The following is a 15897-nucleotide window of genomic DNA, read 5'->3' on the forward strand; positions in this document are numbered from 1 at the left end:
ATGAGGGGGGAGGCGTTCACCATAAGCGGCGAACACCCACACAGACGTGAACGTTTACTGCTGGTGTCCACCAACTACGCGCCGGAGCAGGCCGGCATCGGCCCCTACGCCACCCAGCTCGCCGAGCACCTGGCCGGGGAACGCGGCAGCGAGGTGCACGTCCTGGCCGGCTTCCCGCACTACCCCGCCTGGCGCCTCGACCCCGCCCACCGCGGCCGGTGGCGGGGCGTGGACGCGCTGGGCGGCGTCCTCGTCCACCGCAGGCGCCACACCGTCCCCCGCCGGCAGACCGCGGCCCGCCGCGCCCTGTACGAGCTGTCCATCCTCGCCCACGGCCTGGCCGCCCCGCCCCGCATGGCCCGCCCGCACGCCGTCCTCGCCCAGGTGCCGAGCCTGGCGGGAGGGGTGCTCGCCGCCCGCCTCGCGCGCCGCTTCCGCGTCCCCTACCTGCCGATCGTGCAGGACCTGATGGGCGCGGCCGCGGCGCAGAGCGGCATCAGGGGCGGGGGAGGGGCCGCCTCGGCCGCCGCCGCCGTGGAGGGCCGGATGCTGCGCGCGGCGACCCTCGTCGGCGTCATCCACGAGAGCTTCCTGCCCCGGGTGCGCGCCCTGGGCGTGCCCGCCTCCCGCCTCAGGGTGGTGCCCAACTGGTCGCACCTGCCCGCCCCTTCCGGCACGCCGAGGGAACGCGTCCGGGCGGCGCTCGGCTGGCCCGCCCAGGCCCCGGTGCTGCTGCACTCGGGCAACATGGGCCTCAAGCAGGGCCTCGACGTGCTGATCGAGGCGGCCAGGCTCGCCCCCGAGCTGCGCGTCGTGCTGATGGGCGAGGGCAGCCAGCGGGAGCGGCTCGCGGAGCTGGCCGCCGGCGTGCCGAACGCCGAGCTGCTGCCGCCCGCCGCCGCGGCCGACTTCCCCGACGTGCTGGCCGCCGCCGACCTGCTGGTCGTCACTCAGCGGGCCGCGGTCCTCGACATGAGCGTCCCCTCGAAGCTCACCTCGTACTTCGCCGCCGGGCGCCCCGTCATCGGCTCGGTCGCCGCCCGGGGCGGCGCCGCCGAGGAGATCGGGCGGGCCGGGGCCGGGGTGCTGGTGCCGCCGGAGGACCCCGCCGCGCTGGCCGCCGCGGCCCGCACGCTCCTGGCCGACCCCGCCGCGGCCCGGGCCATGGGGGAGCGCGGCGCCGCCTACGCCCGCGCCCGCCTGGGCCGCGAGGCCGGGCTTCGCCGCCTCACCGCCGTGCTGGAGGAGGCCCTGGCCCTGCACGCCGCGGAAAGCGCCGCACGACCGGTCCGCGCCAGGCGCCGACTCCCTTACGCTTGGCCCCGGTTGGCCCAGGTGCCGGCACCCGGAGCGGGCGCGGGAGCCGGCCGGGACCGCGCGGGCGGAAGGGGCGGCGCGGACGGAAGGGGCGGCGCGGGCGACACGGGCGGCGGGGGCGCGTACGCCGCCTCGGGCGCCGTTGGGGAAGACCGGAAGCCGCCCCCTGAGGGAGCCGCGCACGGCACCTCGGAGGCAGGCCGGGAAGGACGCCCCCGGGGAAGCGGCGAGGGAACGAGCGGCACCACGGAAAGAAGGGGCGAAGGCGCATGAGCGCAGCGCGCGAGGAGGGGCGCGGCGGCGGACCGCCCGGCCACCCGGGCCACCCCTACGACGAACCCGACCTGCTGCGCGACCAGTTCCGCCAGCTGCTGCGCTACCGGCTCCTCATCGTCGCCGGCATCCTCGCCGGCCTGGCCGGCGGCGCCTGGCTCGGCCTGCGGGCCGGCGACACCTACATCGCCACCAGCGAGATCACCCTCAGGACGCCCACCACGGACCCGCTGGCCGCGACCAGCGTGGACCGCGTCGCCATGGGCTCGGAGCGGCGCACCGCGGTCAGCGACGTCGTCGCGGAACGCGCCGCCGAGGCGCTCGGCAGCCCCGGCGCCACCGCCTCCCTCAAGCACGGCCTCCAGGTCACCAACCCGCCCAACACCGAGGTGCTGCGCTTCGCGTACTCGGCCGGCGACCCGGAGGTGGCCGCCGACCGCGCCAACGCCTTCGTCCAGGCGTACCTGGACAACCGGCAGGCCGACGCCGAGGAGACCGTCGCCAGGTCCGTCGCCTCCTACGAGGACCAGCGCGCGCCGCTGCTCGAACGCCGCGACGAGCTCCAGGACGCCCTCGACACCCTCGCCGAGGGCAGCAGCGCCTACGACAGCACCGCGGCCGACCTGTCGAACCTCGCCGGCGAGATCGCCGAGATCAACTCCGCGATCTCCAGCCTCAGGGCCCTGGACACCTCGGGCGGCCGGGTCATCACCGCGGCCACCCCGCCGGGCAGCCCGGCCGGGCCCGGGCTGCCGCTGCTGCTGTGCATCGGCTACGTCGTGGGCATCGGCCTCGGGCTCCTGGCCGCCTGGGTGCGGCTGGTGTTCGACCCGACCGTCCGCTCGCCGGGCGACGTGACCCGCGCCCTGCGCGCCCCCGTGCTCGGCGTCCTGCCGCGCACCGGCCGCGGCCACCCCGACCGGCTGCTGGCCGAGGGGCGGCTGGCGGAGGAGTACCGCTCGGTCGCGTTCCGCCTCGCCTACGACGAGACCTTCGCCCAGCGCCGCAGGCTCCTGGTGGCCGCCCCGCGCGGCAGCATCGAGACCCCGCTGGCCACCGCGGTCAACCTCAGCGCCGCCTTCGCCGAGATGGGCATGGACGCCCTGCTCGTGGAGGCGGACCTGCGCACGCCGAGCCTGTCCGGGCAGCTCAGGCACGCCGACGGCGTCCGGCCCGGCTGGCCCACCGACCCCGGCTGCGGCGCCGGGTGGCCCACGGGGGTGCGGGTGCCCATCGACGCGGGCGAGTCGGGCATCTTCGACCTGGTGCCGGGCCGCCGGGTGCGCAACGTGCCGCGGGCCCTGACCGCGCCCGCCACCAGCCGGCTGATCGCGCACGCCGACACGAAGGGGGCCGTCGTGGTGGTGCTCGCCCCCGCCGTCCTCTCCTACGCCGACGCCATCGCCCTCACCGACCGCGTGGACGGGGTGCTCGTCGTCTGCGACCCGAGCCAGGTGCGGCGCGACGATCTGGCCCGGGTGCGCGAACTGGTCGTGGGCGCGGGCGGGGTGCTGCTCGGCGCCGTGCTGCACTCCTGGGGCAGCGGCACCGAGGAGGACCGCGGGCCGCTGCCCGCCGAGCAGGAGCCGGCGCCGGGTCCGAGGCCCGCGCCCGGGGCACGGCCGCGGCAGGAGCGGCCCGTGGCCAGGCACCTGCCGGGCGACGACCGGGACGGCACCGAGACTCTCGGGCTGCGCGTGCTCGACCCGGCCGACCTTGAGGACGGTTCCCCGCGGCAGTGAGCACCGAGAACCGAACTCCGAGCGGCGCGCCCGGCCTGCGGTGGGGCGCCGCCGCCTCCCTGGCCGACCAGGGGGTGGCCGCCCTCACCAACATCGCCGTCGTCGTCTTCGTGGCCCGGCAGTCCACGGCAAGCGACTTCGCCTCCTTCGCCGTCGTCTACGCCGTCTTCGCGCTGCTGCTCGGCGCCGCCACCGCCTACGTCGGGCAGGCCCTCGTGCTGCGGCGCGGGCCCGAGGCCGAACTGCGCCTGCACTGCCGGGTCTCGGCCGTCTTCACGCTGGCCGCCGCCGCCGTGATCGGCGCCGCGCTCTCCCTGGTCACCGCGGCCCTCGCCGCGCTGGGCCCCGGCGGCGGGCTGTCCCGGGGGCTGGCGGCCCTCGGCCTGGTCCTGCCGCTCCTGCTCACCCAGGACGCCATGCGGTACGCGTTCTCCCTGCTGGGCCGGCCGCACCACGCCCTGGGCGCCGACCTGCTGCGTCTTGCGGTGGCCGTGCCGGTGCTGGCGGCGCAGCCCTACGGCGCGGGGCCGGGCCGCACGGTGGCGGCCTGGGGGCTTTCCGCGCTGCCCGCGCTGCTGCTGTCCGCGGCGCTGCTCGCCGCGGCGACCAGGGGCGCCGGCTGGGGCGACCCGCGGGCGCTGCTGGGGCGCAGGCACCTGGGGCGCAGGTTCCTCGTCGAGTTCGGCGTGGGCAACGCCGCCTCGCAGCTGGCCATCGTGGCCCTCGGCCTGTTCGCCAGCCCGCCGGCCGTGGGCGCGCTGCGCGGGGCGAGCACCCTCTTCGGGCCGATGAACGTCCTGTTCAACGCGGCCACCGGCTTCGGCCCGCCGCTGCTCGCCCGGTTCCCCGGCGCGGGGCGGCAGGCCCGCGCGGTGGCCGGCGCGGGCGGCGCCCTGGCGGCCGCGGGGCTCGCGTGGGCGCTGGCCCTGCTGGTGCTGCCCGACCGGCTGGGCCGGCAACTCCTCGGCGACACCTGGGACTCGGCGGCCCACCTGCTGCCCGCGACCGGCAGCCAGTACGCCGCGATGGCGATGGGAACCTGCGGGCTGCTCCTGCTGCGCGTGCTGAACCCGCGGGCCACGCTGCCGGTGCAGCTGGTCTTCTCCGCGCTGTCCGTGCTCTGCCTGCTGGGCGGTTACGCGGCGGGCGGCGTGCTCGGGGCCGCCTGGGGGCTGTGCGTGGGCTCGGCGGCCAAGGCGGTGGCGGTCTGGCTGCGCGGCGCCCTCGAACTCAGGCTGACCCCGGGGTAGGCGCCGCGGAACTCCCGCCGGGGGCCCGCGGGGACGGGCGCTCAGGCCAGGAGGAGGACCAGGGCTATGGCGCAGGCGACCAGGGCGGTGCCGGCGTGGACGGCGTAGGCGGCGATCCGCGTGCCGCCGCCGCGCAGCACGATCGCCGCGTCGCCGAAGGGCGTGAAGCTGCAGGCCAGCATCAGCCAGCCGAGCAGCTCCCGGTCGCCGCTCAGCAGGACCACGAAGATCACCAGGCCCGAGGTGATGTCGCGGACGCCCTTCACCCACAGCCACGGCGCCCCGGCCTCGGCCATGGGACGGCCGCCGAAGTCCGCGGCCGAAGCCTGGGGCCGCAGCAGGAAGCGGAACCCGATCAGGATGATGCCGACGCCGATGAGCCCGGCGAGCACGGTGGCGGTGGTGGTGAGCATGGCGTTTCTCCTCCGGGGAACGCCGGCCTCGCGGGCCGGCCAGGAAATCTAGCGGCGCTAGAACGTGTTGCTGACGCTAGCATTGCCTGTGGCAGGATGTCTAGCGCCGCTAGATCCAGCGTTTGCCGCCGGGCGCCGCGCGGGCGCGCCCACCCGCCCCGGCCGGGCCGCCCGGCCGCCCGCGGGAGCGCCGCGGCGGTGTCCCCGCGCGCCCCGGCTCTTGCATCCGCCCCCGCCCCCGGATCCGCCCCCGCCCCCGGATCCGCAACCGTCCCCGTATCCGCCCCCGCAGCCGCCCCCGCCTCCGGCGCGGACGGCCCCGCGGCGCGTCGGGTAGCGTCCCTGCCATGCTGGGCTACCTGCACACCGCCGAGGCGCACGTCGCCACCTTCCGGGCGCTGACCGGAGAGCTCGCGCCCGGCGTGGCCGACCTGCACGCCGTCGACGAGGACCTGCTGGCGTACGCCCGCGCGCACGGCCTGGACGAGACCCTGCGCGAGCGGGTGCGTTCCCGCCTGGCCGCGCTGCGGGCCGAGGGCGCCGAGGTGATCGTGTGCACCTGCTCCACCCTCTCCGGCCTGGCCGAATCCCTCTCCGCCCCGGTGGGCGTGCCCGTGGTGCGGGTGGACCGGCCGATGGCCCGGGCGGCGGTCGCGGCGGGCCGCCGGATCGCGGTCGTGGCGGCCCTGACCGCCACGCTCGCGCCCACGACCGCACTGCTCGCCGAGTGCGCCCGCGAGGCCGGGCGCACGGTGGAACTGGTCGAGGCGCCCTGCCTGGACGCCTGGCCGCTGTTCCTCACGGGGGACGCCGAGGGCTACGCCCGCGCCGTCGCCCGCCACGTGCGCCGGCTGGCCCAGGAGGCGCCCGGGACCGGCGGCTTCGACGTGTTCGTCCTCGCCCAGGCCTCGATGGCCCCCGCCCTCGCCCACCTCGGCGACCTGCCCGTGCCGGTGCTCGCCTCCCCGCGCCAGGCGGTCACCGCCGCGGCCGCCCTCCTGCCCGCCGCGGGCTGAGCCGGCAAAGGGCCGCGCGACTTCGGGAAGTTGAGGGACGCGCGCCCGCGCCGCCTTTCCGGTGACGGCTCTTGACGCCTCGTGCGGACGGGAGCAGATTGACTGCGGCGCGCCGTCGCACCGGGACATGCCCCGGCGCCCGCCTCTCCCGGTCCCGTCGTCCCCGCGCGACGCCTCCCCGCGTTCACCTCTTATCGTCCACCGGCCAGGAGTGTTGACATGAGCATGGCTTTATCGCGCGAGCGCCGCATCCGCCGCGGCCTCCCCCTGGCGGCCCTGTGCGCCGCGCTCGCCCTCCTCGCGGCCCTCTTCGGCGCCCAGGAACGCGCCGGCGCGAGCGTGCCCCCGCCCCCGTCCGGCTGGACCACCGTGTGGACCGACGACTTCACCGGCGCGGCCGGGACGCTGCCCTCCTCCGCCGAGTGGATCGTCGACACCGGCCACGCCTACCCGGGCGGCCCCGCCAACTGGGGCACCGGCGAGATCCAGTCGTACACCAACAGCACCGCCAACCTCAGCCAGGACGGCAGCGGCAACCTCCGCATCACCCCGCTCCGCGACTCCTCGGGCAACTGGACCTCCGCCCGCATCGAGAGCCGCGACACCTTCCAGCCCGCCGCCGGGGGCACGATGCGCATCGAGGGACGCATCCAGATGCCGAACGTCACGGGCAACGCGGCGCTCGGCTACTGGGCCGCCTTCTGGACCCTGGGCGACACCTACCGCGGCAACTACCAGAACTGGCCCGGCATCGGCGAGTTCGACATCATGGAGAACGTCAACGGCCTCAACACCGTCTGGGGCACCCTGCACTGCGGGACCAACCCCGGCGGCTCCTGCAACGAGACCAACGGCCTGGGTTCGAGCCGCGCCTGCCCCGGCTCCTCCTGCCAGGCGGCCTTCCACACCTACACCTTCGAATGGGACCGCAGCGTCTCGCCCGAGACCCTGCGCTGGTACGTGGACGGGGTCCAGTACCACTCGGTCAACGCCGGGCAGATGGACGCCACCACCTGGGCCAACGCCACCCACCACGCGCACTTCCTGCTGCTGAACGTGGCCATGGGCGGCGGCTTCCCCAACGGCGTGTCCGGCGTCGGCACCCCCACCTCGGCCACCGACCCGGGGCACCCGATGCTCGTCGACTACGTGACCGTCCTCACCAGCGGCGGCTCCGGCGGCGGGGACGGCGGCGACGGCGGCAGCGCCTACGCCACGCTCCAGGCCGAGAACTACACCGAGCAGTCGGGCGTCGTCGCCGAGACCACGACCGACACCGGCGGCGGCCAGAACCTCGGCTACCTCGCGAACGGCGACTGGGTCCGCTACTCCGGCATCGAGTTCGGCTCCACGGGCGCCACCCAGTTCAAGGCCAGGGTCGCCTCCGGGGCGGCGAGCGGCATCAGCGGCCTGATCGAGGTCCGCCTCGACAGCCGCACGGCCACGCCCGTCGGCAGCCTCGCCGTCGCCGGCACCGGCGGCTGGCAGAGCTGGCAGACGATCCCCGCCAACATCAGCCGCATCACCGGCACCCACGACGTCTACCTGACCTTCACCAGCGGCCAGCCGGCCGACTTCGCCAACCTCAACTGGTTCACCTTCTCCGCCACCTGACCCGCGCCACCGCCCCCGCCTCCGGCCACGCCCGGGGGCGGGGGCACGCCTTCCGCCGCATGCCCCGCCGGCGCATTCCGCGACGCGAACAGGGGGCGGCGAGAGGGTTTTTCGATAGGTTGAGGCCGCACTCGGGCACCGGAGTATCGCGCGAGGGGAGTGCGGAGTGGCGAATCGTCGGGGCGATAACGGCGCAGCGGCATTCGCCGTGCCGCGGCACCACTTCATTCCCACCCGGGCGTGGGCGCGGCCGACGGCCGGAGTCGAGGGCTACTGGATCGACCGCGAACGCGACCCGGATCGCTGGTGGGGGGCGGTCTGCTCCGACACCGTGATCGTCACACAAATCGACGAGGGCCGCACGGAGTTGACTGAGGAAAACGTGCGAAGGACGTTCTCCTACACCTGTTCCTCCACCGGCCCTTCGCTCGTTTTCGCCCTTCTCGGCCTGCTCGATGCCGACCGGGAACACCGGGTGCTGGAAATCGGCACGGGCACCGGCTGGACCGCCGCCCTGCTGTCCCGCCTGGCCGGGGACGAGCACGTGACGACGGTCGAAATCGACCCCGTCCTGGCCGTCGGTGCCAGGGACAACCTGGCCCGCGCCGGTTTCGCACCCCACCTCGTCGTGGGCGACGGAGCCGACGGGGTGTCGGCGCGGGCCCCTTTCGACCGGGTCCACGTCACCTGCGGCGTGTCCGCCATCCCCTACCCGTGGATCGCCCAGACGCGGCCGGGGGGGATCATCGTGCTGCCGTGGTCAGGCAATCACCGGGCTCTCCGGCTCACCGTCGGCGAGGACGGCACCGCCATCGGCGACTTCCACGGGGAGTGCGCGTTCATGCCCCTCAGGGGCGGGCGCCGGGCGACGCGACATGCCGGCATCCCCGAAGGCGCACGCGAACGGGAGGTCACGACGGACGTCCGCCGGATCGTTGCGCTCTCCCCGGGGTGGTGGGTGTGCCTGGCCGAACTCGTCGGCGCCATTCCGGCCGTTTCCGGCCAAGGCGACGAGGGCCTCTTGGCCGTGCTCAGCGCGGGTATGTCACATGCGAGGGTCCACCTCGCCGCGGACGGCACGGCACGGGTGACGCAGCGCGGCCCCAGGAATCTCTGGGATGAGGCCGAGGAGGCTCATCGCAAGTGGACCGAGTGGGGCTGCCCGGACATCGGGCGGTTCGGCATGAGGGTCACTCCGGAACGGCAGTACGTCTGGCTCGACGATCCGAGTCGGCCCTTGAAGGAATGAGCACGGGGCGAGGGGAAGCGCGTCGGTGAGCTGGAGGCCACCGTCGACCGCCTGCGGGAGGAGGCGGCCACCGCGAGGGCCCTGGCCTCGATGGCCGATCGGGACGCGGCCGAGTAGCGCACCGCCATGCGCGGCCACACCCAGGTGCTCGATGCCCTGCGCGAGACGCAGCTGGAGCAGGGCGGGGTGCTGCGGGAGGTCGCGGGGCAGGTGCGGCGGATCGCGGACCGGCTCGGCGGCGAGGACCTGGGCTGAGCGGGACGGCAGAAGACCCGGCGCGGGGGGCGCGGGCGGGCCGGGGATGGTTCGGGCACCGGCACTCTCACTAGACTGCGCGGCGGGCGTGGGTGGCGCCACGTGGGGCCAGGATCGGCCGGGTTGGCCACGGGTGCGGGCGGGGGCGGGGCGGCGCATGACGATCGACGTGGCGGGGCGGGGGCGGGGCGCGCCCGGCCGGGCGGTGCTCTCCCGGCCGCTCTCGGTGCCGCTGATCGGCGGGATCGTCGGGATACTGCCCCTCGCGGTGGCCGCGCAGCCGGGCGAGGGCGTGCGGGACACCACCTTCTGGTTCCAGCTGCTCGTCGCCTGCTACGCCGGGGTACGGCTGTGCGCGATGGTGCTCTCCGGCCGGCGGCGGCTGATCCAGGGCGCGTTCTGGCTGTTCTGCTACCTGGCGATGGGCATCGCGCCGCTCGCCCAGTCCGTGCTCGGCCGCGAGCCGACCCCCGTGCTCGGGCCGCGCCAGGACACCCAGCTGGCCACCACGCTCGTGCTGTGCGGGATGGCCGCCTTCGACGTCGGCGCCCTCCTCGCCAGGCACCGGCCCTCCCCGCGCGGGGCCAGGCGCCCGGCGGCCACCGTGCACCGGACGCGGCTGTACGCGTTCGTGGCCTTCTCCTACGCCGCCAGCGGCCTGCTCATCGCCCGGCTCGGCGGGCCCGCGGTCTTCTTCACCAGCCGTCAGGAGATCAGCGAGAGCCTGAGCGAGGTCAGCGGCGCCGTGCCGGGCGAGGCGGCGAGCGAGGCGGGCAACGCGCTGCTGCGGGGCTTCGGGACGGTGCCGGTGATGCTGGCGCTGCTGTTCCTCACCCGCTGGATGGTCACCTCGCGCGCGGCGCGGCGGCGGCCGGGCGTCCTGCTGCCCTGGGCGGGCCTGCTCGCGCTCAACGTGATCGTCAACAACCCGATCTCCAACCCGCGTTACTGGTTCCTCACCGTCCTCTTCGCGCTGCTGTTCACCCTGTTCCCGCGCAGCCCCGTCATGTACCGGGCCGCGCTCGCGCTCGGCGTGGTCATCGCCCTGCTGGTCTTCCCGTTCTCCGACCGGTTCCGCTACGACGAGGAGGGCAGGCGACCGGTGGAGACGGACTCGCTGCTCGAACCCCTGGTCGTCAAGGACTACGACCAGGTCGGCATGCTGGCCAACACCATCACCTACGCCAGGGACGGCAACGGCCACACGTACGGCAGGCAGGTGGCGGGCGCGGCGCTGTTCTTCGTGCCGCGCAGCGTGTGGGAGGGCAAGCCGCAGGACACCGGCTTCCTCGTCGGCGGCTGGATGGGCACGGACAGCGCGAACCTCTCCTCCCCGCTGTGGGCCGAACTCTGGCTGGACTTCGGCCCGTTGGGCATGCTCGGCGGCTTCCTCGCCGTCGGCTGGCTGGCGGGGCGCACCGACGCCCGCTACGTGCGGCGCACCGTGGACGACCCCTCGCCTGGCAACGTGCTCGCCGTGGTGGTGCCGGTGATCGCGGGCTACAGCTTCATCCTGCTGCGCGGCTCGCTGCTGCAGGCCGCGGGGCGGATGGGGATCGCCCTGCTGTGCGTCGCCTTCGTGGCCACCCTGCGGGACCGCCCGGCCTCCCGGCTGAGCTGAACTCCCGCCGCGGCTCGGGGCGTGCACGGCGGGGGACGGGGCGTGCGCGGGGCGTGGCGGGGAGCCGGGCCGGGATGGGAGGATCCAGGGCAGGGGCAGGGGCAGGGCACGGGAGGGGTGGGGCGGGAATGAGAGTGCTGCACGTGGTCACGCTGCACACGCCGACACACGAGTTCGGCGGGCCCACCCGCGTGGCGTTCAACCTCTGCCGCGCCCTGGAGAGCCGCGGCGACCGATGCGTCCTGCTCGCCCTCGGCGACGGCTTCCCCGGCGGCAAGGGCCGGCTTCCCGGCTCCCCGCACGGCGGGGCGCCGCGCCGCCTGGACGGGGTGCGGGTCCGGCTGTTCCAGGCCAGGCACGTGCTGCCCCGCTTCGAGGTCAGCGGCATCACCTCGCCCGCCCTGCTGGCCAGGGCCTTCGGCTACGTCCGCGCGGCCGATCTGGTCCACGTGCACCTGATGCGCGACCTGGTCACCCTTCCGGTCGCCCTGCTCGCCCTGCGCGCGGGCACCCCGCTCGTCCTCCAGACGCACGGCATGGTCGACCCCACGGGGAAGCCGGTGGCCAGGCTGGTCGACGCGCTCGGCACGCGCCGCGTCCTGCGGCGGGCCGACGCCGTGCTCCACCTGACCGAGCGGGAGCGGCGGGAGACCGCGGCCGTCCTCGCCCCCACCCCCATCGCCCCCCAGTACCGGCTGGTGAACGGCGTGGCCGCGCAGGAACGCCGCACCACCTCGGGTCCGCCCACCATCCTGTACCTGGCGCGGGTGCAGGCCGGCAAGCGCCCGGAGGACTTCGTGCGGGCCATGCCGACGGTGCTGGCCGAGCGGCCCGACGCCCGGTTCGTGCTCGCCGGGCCCGACACCGGGGCGCTCGCGGACACGCTGGCGCTCGCGGACGAGCTGGGCGTGCGCGGGGCGCTCCGGTACCGCGGCGCGCTGGAGCGGGCCGAGGTGCTCGCCGAACTGCGCCGCGCCGACGTGTTCCTGCTGCCCTCCCTCCAGGACGCGTTCTCGCTCTCCGTGCTGGAGGCGATGTCCGTGGGCACCCCCGTGGTGGTCACCGCCACCACCGGGCTGGCCGCCGACGTCCGCGAGGCCGGGGCCGGGCGGGTGGTGGACAGCCGCGCCGACGCCGGCAACGGCCCGCTCCTCGGCCGCGCCGTCCTCGACCTGCTCGACCCCGCCGCCAACGAGAAGGCGTCCCTGGCCGCCTGGCGGCTCGTCCGGGAACGCTTCACCCTCGACGCGGTCGCCGGCACCCTCCGCGGCATCTACGCCGAGGTCCTCGCGGGCCGCGCCGCCCGGCCGGGCCCCACCCCGCGGTAGCCGCCAGGCGCCGGCCGGGACCGCAGGGGGCGCGGCGGCACGCTTGCCGCCGCCATCGGGCGGGAGGCGTTCGGAAGAGGGAACGGGCGCTCTTGCCGCGCGCCGGGCGGACTCGGCCACGCTCACCGGGCGGCCCTTCATGACATGCATCTGAGATACTTGCCTTGAAGAAAGTTTCTTCAGGGCAAGTGTCAGTGCACGCCCGGAGTGGCCGGCTGGCGCTTCTGGCTGGCCTTCGTGGGCCCACGCATCCCGTTGATCGAACGAGGCCGGGGCGACCGGGTCCTGGCGGCGATCCGCGAACGGTGGACGTCGTGGCGTGGCCGGGCGATCGAACCGGTGGTGCGGGAGGCGCTGTGGCGGCTCGCCGACGAGGTGCTGCCGGGGGGGACCGACGTGGTCGGCGGGTACTGGACGCGCAACAACGATCCCGAGATCGACCTCGTCGGCGCGGACCGGAAGCCGGTCGCCAAGCGGGTCACGGTGGTCGGCTTCATCAAGTGGCTGGAGCACAAGCCCTTCGACGCGCGTGACCTCGCGCGCGTGGTCGTTCACCGGTCTCAGCTCCCCGGTGCGGACGAGGACACCCCGCTGCTGGCCGTCGCGCGCGGTGCATGGCATCTCCTCATGCGACGTCGGTGGTTGAATGGACCGTCGTCTGTGGCCTGGCAAGGAGAAGCGCTGTGCCCCTGGTATCTGTCGTGATGCCCGTGTACAACTCGGCAGCCACTCTCGGTACCTCGATCCGGTCGGTTCTCACGCAGACCCATGGCGACCTGGAGCTTCTGGTCACCGATGACAAGTCGTCCGATCACTCCATGGATATGCTCATGGAATTCGCCCGGCAGGACGAAAGGGTCCTGCCGGACTCGGCGCCAGAACGGGGCGGTGCGGGCCGGGCGCGAAACCTTGCCATCGCTCGGGCGCGGGGGGACTACATCGCCTTTCTCGACAGTGACGACATGTGGCTCCCGGACAAGCTTGAGCGGCACATCGGCTTCGCTGCGACAGCTGATACGCCTTTGACGTTCACCTCCTACTACAAGGTGGACGCCGATTATGCCGGTGAGAGCACCGATTTCGTCCCGAATGGGCGCGTGGTCCAGGCGCGAGAACACGTGGATTACCGCGCGATGCTCATCCAGGATCACATCGGTGCCCTGACCGCCATGTACGACCGCACCGTCCTCGGCACGAGGCTGATGCCGGAGATGCCCAAGCGGCAGGACTATGCCTTGTGGCTGTCCATCATGCGTGATGGCATCGACGCCCGGGGCCTTCCCGAGCCGCTGGCGGTGTACCGGGCCCACCGCGCGGGATCACTGTCCTCCAACAAGCTGTCGCTCGTCCCGTACAACTGGTCGCTGTACCGCGAACATGAACGGCTGTCCGTTCCCCGCTCGACGCGGGCGCTGGCCGGAGCCGTGTGGCACTCGCTGCGCAAGTCGCGCATCTAGGGGGCGGCGAGACCAGGCGGCCGTTTGTGTTCGCCACCTACGAGGCGATCGGCCCCGTGGCGCCCGTGTCACGCAGGAAAAGCTGGAGCAACAGGCGACGTTCCCCGGATGCCACGTCGTGCTGGCCGACACCGAGCGGTTCGCGGCCGTGAACCCAGCGATGCTGGTCCACGATCAGGACGTCACCGCGCTGGAGCGTAAAGGACACCTGCCCGGCGACCATCCGGTCTGCGAGTTCCCTGGCCGCGTGGGCATGCGCCTCGTCGAGTCCCGGCTCGGCAAGCATCTTGGCGGTGAACCGAACGAACCCGAGGTTCGTCGGTTCGCCATCCAGGACAGGGAACGGCTTGTACTCCTCGCCGACATCACACAGATCAAAGAACGATCCGTAGCCGTATGCCGCTTCGGCGAGGAGTGTGCGGCTTGATGGCGTCAAGCGTGACACGGCCGCGCGCGCATCGGAAAGGATGCTCGCGCCGGCGCCGAGCGGATCGGGGCGGACGCACAGAAGCGCCGTGTAGTCGGGAGGCCGGGTCGCGTTGACCAAGTCCATGTGAAACGCGTTGTATCCCGTACCGGTGGACAGGCCGGGTTTGGCGTCGAGGTTGGTTCCGATCTCCTTCCACAGAGGCCATCGGCAGAAAGGCTGGAAGGGGGCTGCCACTTCGCTCAGGATCGCCGTTGCCAAACGCAAGAACGAGACCTCGATCCCCAGCGTCTGAGCGATGCGTCCCAGGCGCACTACGGCATATCCGCCAGTCGCCCCGCTCAGCACGGAGAGTAGGCGGTCCCTGACGTCGTCGAACAACGGAGCCGCTACCAGTTCGGCCCGGTACCGCTCCCTCGTGGAGCCCGCCAGGAAGGCGCCCTCCATGTTCCAGGCAGGGAGTGTCCTTCCGATCTCGATCAGTCCTTCTTCCAGCTCTCTCGGCAGGTCGATGAAGCCGTTCCAGGCACGTGAGATCTCAGGCATCATGCAGTTCCCTTCTGCGGGCTCGCTACGCCCGGCCGTGCGAGGTGTTGCTCTGCCCGCTGGTCGTCGGCCAGTTCGTCGCGCCGTTTCTCGAAGACGGTTGTGCGGAGGCCCGCTTGAGATCGGCCATGAGCTTCACTCTGGCCTCGCCGGTGATGTGCGTGCCTTTGGGAATCTTCTGTTCGCCGTTGCAGGTGACCGCGTTGACGTCCGGCACCGTTGCGTTCTCCTTTCCGATGGGTGGTGGCGACCCGGCCCTGCGGTCGTCTGGGGACTCGTGACGGGAGTCAGGCGGCGGCGCGGAATTCGGGGTGCCCGACGAGGTACCGCACCGGTCCACCCTCGCCGGCCTCAAGGGCGTTGCTGATGCGCCACTCGGTGTAGGGGGCGACGGCGTCGCACAGCTCCTCAACGTCCAGCCACAGGTGCCCGCGGAATTCGTCGTCCGGCAGCGCCAGTGGGGTGCCGGAGGGGATCGAGCCACAGTCGAAGACGAAGTTGTGGCCCTCCTTCACCTCCCCGTCGTCTGGCATGTAGTGGACGACGAGCAGGCCCCGGGGAACGAGCGTGAGCCCCATCTCCCTGAGCACCTGGCGCCGGCAGGCCACCGAGGCCGGCTCGCCGGGCTCGGCCAGCCCGCCCGGAAGGCCGAACCGCGCGGGCCCCTGTCGGTACGCCTTGTCCAGCAGCAGCACCCGCCCGTTCTCGTCCCGGATGAGCGCCAAACCCGCGGCCCGCCGCGGCGGCGGGCTGGTGAAGGCAGTCGTATGCATGAACTCTCCTCATCTCAGTGATTTCCATGGCTCCCGTCACGCGGCTGCCTCGCGAGTTCCGGCAAGGCGACAGGTAAACCAGGTGATCTTTCCCTGCGGGTGCACCCGCTTCCACCCGAGGTCATCCGCCATCTCGTGAAGGAGCCACAGCCCTCTTCCGGACTCGGAGTCCCAATCCGGCTTCACGATCTCCGGTGTCAGTGGCGACAGGTCGCGCACTTGGATGACGGCTCGATCACCGAGCCGGACAACTTCAAGCCGGCACTCGCCGCCCTGGACGTGCTTGGCCACGTTCGACAGCAACTCCCCGACACCGAACCCGGCCAGCTCCATCGCGTCGGCGTCGGCCTCCCAGCACCGCAGAACGGAGACGACGACCTGCCGCCACCGGGGGATCTCCCTCACGCGCGCCGTCAAGAGCCAGCCATGGGCGTCTTGAGCAGCTCGTCCGGCGACTTGCATAGGCACCTCCACCGATGAACCGCGCACCGCCTTGCCGCGGGCGCACAGGATCAACGTCCAGTCACGTCGCGAGCGCTCTGCGTTCGCATGCAACCAAGAATGGCCCCAACGCTGCCGATGTGCAACCCGGCTAATTCACAACGTTGTTCCGATG

General features: G+C 73.7%; 15 protein-coding genes and 1 pseudogene. 11 read left to right on the plus strand and 5 right to left on the minus strand.

Going from position 1 to position 15897, the window contains the following annotated elements; genetic code table 11:
* The 3 genes and pseudogenes from D7294_RS05580 to D7294_RS05595 all read left to right on the plus strand — a co-directional run.
* Positions 1–1287 (plus strand): annotated as a pseudogene (locus D7294_RS05580) (glycosyltransferase); the annotation flags it as partial.
* Positions 1288–1586: 299 nt separating this feature from the next.
* On the plus strand, positions 1587–3332 hold the full coding sequence (locus tag D7294_RS05590) for a lipopolysaccharide biosynthesis protein (RefSeq protein WP_174248271.1): 1746 nt from the start codon (positions 1587–1589) through the stop codon (positions 3330–3332).
* Positions 3329–4582: an MATE family efflux transporter gene (locus D7294_RS05595; RefSeq protein ID WP_241562116.1), complete on the plus strand. Its 1254-nt coding sequence runs from the start codon at positions 3329–3331 to the stop codon at positions 4580–4582. The genes D7294_RS05590 and D7294_RS05595 overlap by 4 nt, the downstream gene beginning before the upstream one ends.
* A 41-nt stretch (positions 4583–4623) precedes the next feature.
* Here D7294_RS05595 and D7294_RS05600 read toward each other — a convergent pair whose 3' ends face one another.
* Positions 4624–4995 (minus strand): DUF4267 domain-containing protein, encoded by a 372-nt coding sequence (locus D7294_RS05600; protein ID WP_120676073.1) that lies wholly within the window; start codon positions 4993–4995, stop codon positions 4624–4626.
* A 347-nt stretch (positions 4996–5342) separates the two neighbouring features.
* Here D7294_RS05600 and D7294_RS05605 point away from each other — a divergent pair, with 347 nt between their 5' ends.
* From D7294_RS05605 to D7294_RS05635, 8 genes are all read left to right on the plus strand, one after another.
* Positions 5343–6011 carry an aspartate/glutamate racemase family protein gene (locus D7294_RS05605; RefSeq protein WP_120676075.1) on the plus strand — a complete coding sequence of 223 codons (669 nt, stop codon included), beginning with the start codon at positions 5343–5345 and terminating at the stop codon, positions 6009–6011.
* Between the two features lie 219 nt (positions 6012–6230).
* Positions 6231–7625, plus strand: coding sequence for a glycoside hydrolase family 16 protein (locus D7294_RS05610; RefSeq protein WP_241562117.1), 1395 nt, complete (start codon positions 6231–6233; stop codon positions 7623–7625).
* Positions 7626–7791: 166 nt separating this feature from the next.
* Entirely contained in the window at positions 7792–8874 is a 1083-nt protein-coding gene (locus D7294_RS05615) for a methyltransferase domain-containing protein (protein ID WP_158674571.1), read from the plus strand.
* A 126-nt stretch (positions 8875–9000) separates the two neighbouring features.
* Positions 9001–9129 carry a hypothetical protein gene (locus D7294_RS33635; RefSeq protein WP_277751068.1) on the plus strand — a complete coding sequence of 43 codons (129 nt, stop codon included), beginning with the start codon at positions 9001–9003 and terminating at the stop codon, positions 9127–9129.
* Positions 9130–9286: 157 nt separating this feature from the next.
* A complete protein-coding gene (locus D7294_RS05620; protein WP_120676278.1) occupies positions 9287–10750 on the plus strand; it encodes a hypothetical protein in 1464 nt (487 codons plus the stop codon).
* A gap of 128 nt (positions 10751–10878) precedes the next feature.
* Positions 10879–12078 carry a glycosyltransferase gene (locus D7294_RS05625; RefSeq protein WP_120676079.1) on the plus strand — a complete coding sequence of 400 codons (1200 nt, stop codon included), beginning with the start codon at positions 10879–10881 and terminating at the stop codon, positions 12076–12078.
* Between the two features lie 207 nt (positions 12079–12285).
* Positions 12286–12783, plus strand: a complete 498-nt coding sequence (locus tag D7294_RS05630; protein WP_120676081.1) for a DUF234 domain-containing protein — start codon at positions 12286–12288, stop codon at positions 12781–12783.
* Positions 12762–13535, plus strand: a complete 774-nt coding sequence (locus D7294_RS05635) for a glycosyltransferase family 2 protein (RefSeq protein WP_120676083.1) — start codon at positions 12762–12764, stop codon at positions 13533–13535. Before D7294_RS05630 ends, D7294_RS05635 begins: the two co-directional genes overlap by 22 nt.
* A gap of 37 nt (positions 13536–13572) precedes the next feature.
* Here the strand turns inward: D7294_RS05635 and D7294_RS05640 are convergent, their stop codons facing one another.
* The 4 genes from D7294_RS05640 to D7294_RS05655 all read right to left on the minus strand — a co-directional run bounded on the left by D7294_RS05640 (position 13573) and on the right by D7294_RS05655 (position 15686).
* Positions 13573–14511 (minus strand): TauD/TfdA family dioxygenase, encoded by a 939-nt coding sequence (locus D7294_RS05640; RefSeq protein WP_241562118.1) that lies wholly within the window; start codon positions 14509–14511, stop codon positions 13573–13575.
* A 22-nt stretch (positions 14512–14533) separates the two neighbouring features.
* Positions 14534–14725 (minus strand): hypothetical protein, encoded by a 192-nt coding sequence (locus D7294_RS31530; RefSeq protein WP_147450778.1) that lies wholly within the window; start codon positions 14723–14725, stop codon positions 14534–14536.
* Between the two features lie 70 nt (positions 14726–14795).
* Positions 14796–15281: an NUDIX domain-containing protein gene (locus D7294_RS05650; protein WP_120676087.1), complete on the minus strand. Its 486-nt coding sequence runs from the start codon at positions 15279–15281 to the stop codon at positions 14796–14798.
* A 36-nt stretch (positions 15282–15317) separates the two neighbouring features.
* The gene (locus D7294_RS05655) at positions 15318–15686 is read right to left on the minus strand and encodes an ATP-binding protein (RefSeq protein ID WP_158674572.1); all 369 of its coding nucleotides are present in this window, start codon (positions 15684–15686) and stop codon (positions 15318–15320) included.
* Positions 15687–15897: the final 211 nt, after the last annotated feature.

It is taken from the genome of Streptomyces hoynatensis (assembly GCF_003626535.1).
Classification (GTDB): Bacteria; Actinomycetota; Actinomycetes; order Streptomycetales; family Streptomycetaceae; genus Streptomyces; species Streptomyces hoynatensis.

Bases quoted from the DNA above. Each gene is read 5' to 3' on its own strand.
- D7294_RS05590 (WP_174248271.1), top strand. From the start codon at position 1,587: ATGAGCGCAGCGCGCGAGGAGGGGCGCGGCGGCGGACCGCCCGGCCAC.
- D7294_RS05600 (WP_120676073.1), bottom strand. From the start codon at position 4,995: ATGCTCACCACCACCGCCACCGTGCTCGCCGGGCTCATCGGCGTCGGC.
- D7294_RS05605 (WP_120676075.1), top strand. From the start codon at position 5,343: ATGCTGGGCTACCTGCACACCGCCGAGGCGCACGTCGCCACCTTCCGG.
- D7294_RS05610 (WP_241562117.1), top strand. From the start codon at position 6,231: ATGAGCATGGCTTTATCGCGCGAGCGCCGCATCCGCCGCGGCCTCCCC.
- D7294_RS33635 (WP_277751068.1), top strand. From the start codon at position 9,001: ATGCGCGGCCACACCCAGGTGCTCGATGCCCTGCGCGAGACGCAGCTG.
- D7294_RS05620 (WP_120676278.1), top strand. From the start codon at position 9,287: ATGACGATCGACGTGGCGGGGCGGGGGCGGGGCGCGCCCGGCCGGGCG.
- D7294_RS05625 (WP_120676079.1), top strand. From the start codon at position 10,879: ATGAGAGTGCTGCACGTGGTCACGCTGCACACGCCGACACACGAGTTC.
- D7294_RS05640 (WP_241562118.1), bottom strand. From the start codon at position 14,511: ATGATGCCTGAGATCTCACGTGCCTGGAACGGCTTCATCGACCTGCCG.
- D7294_RS05650 (WP_120676087.1), bottom strand. From the start codon at position 15,281: ATGCATACGACTGCCTTCACCAGCCCGCCGCCGCGGCGGGCCGCGGGT.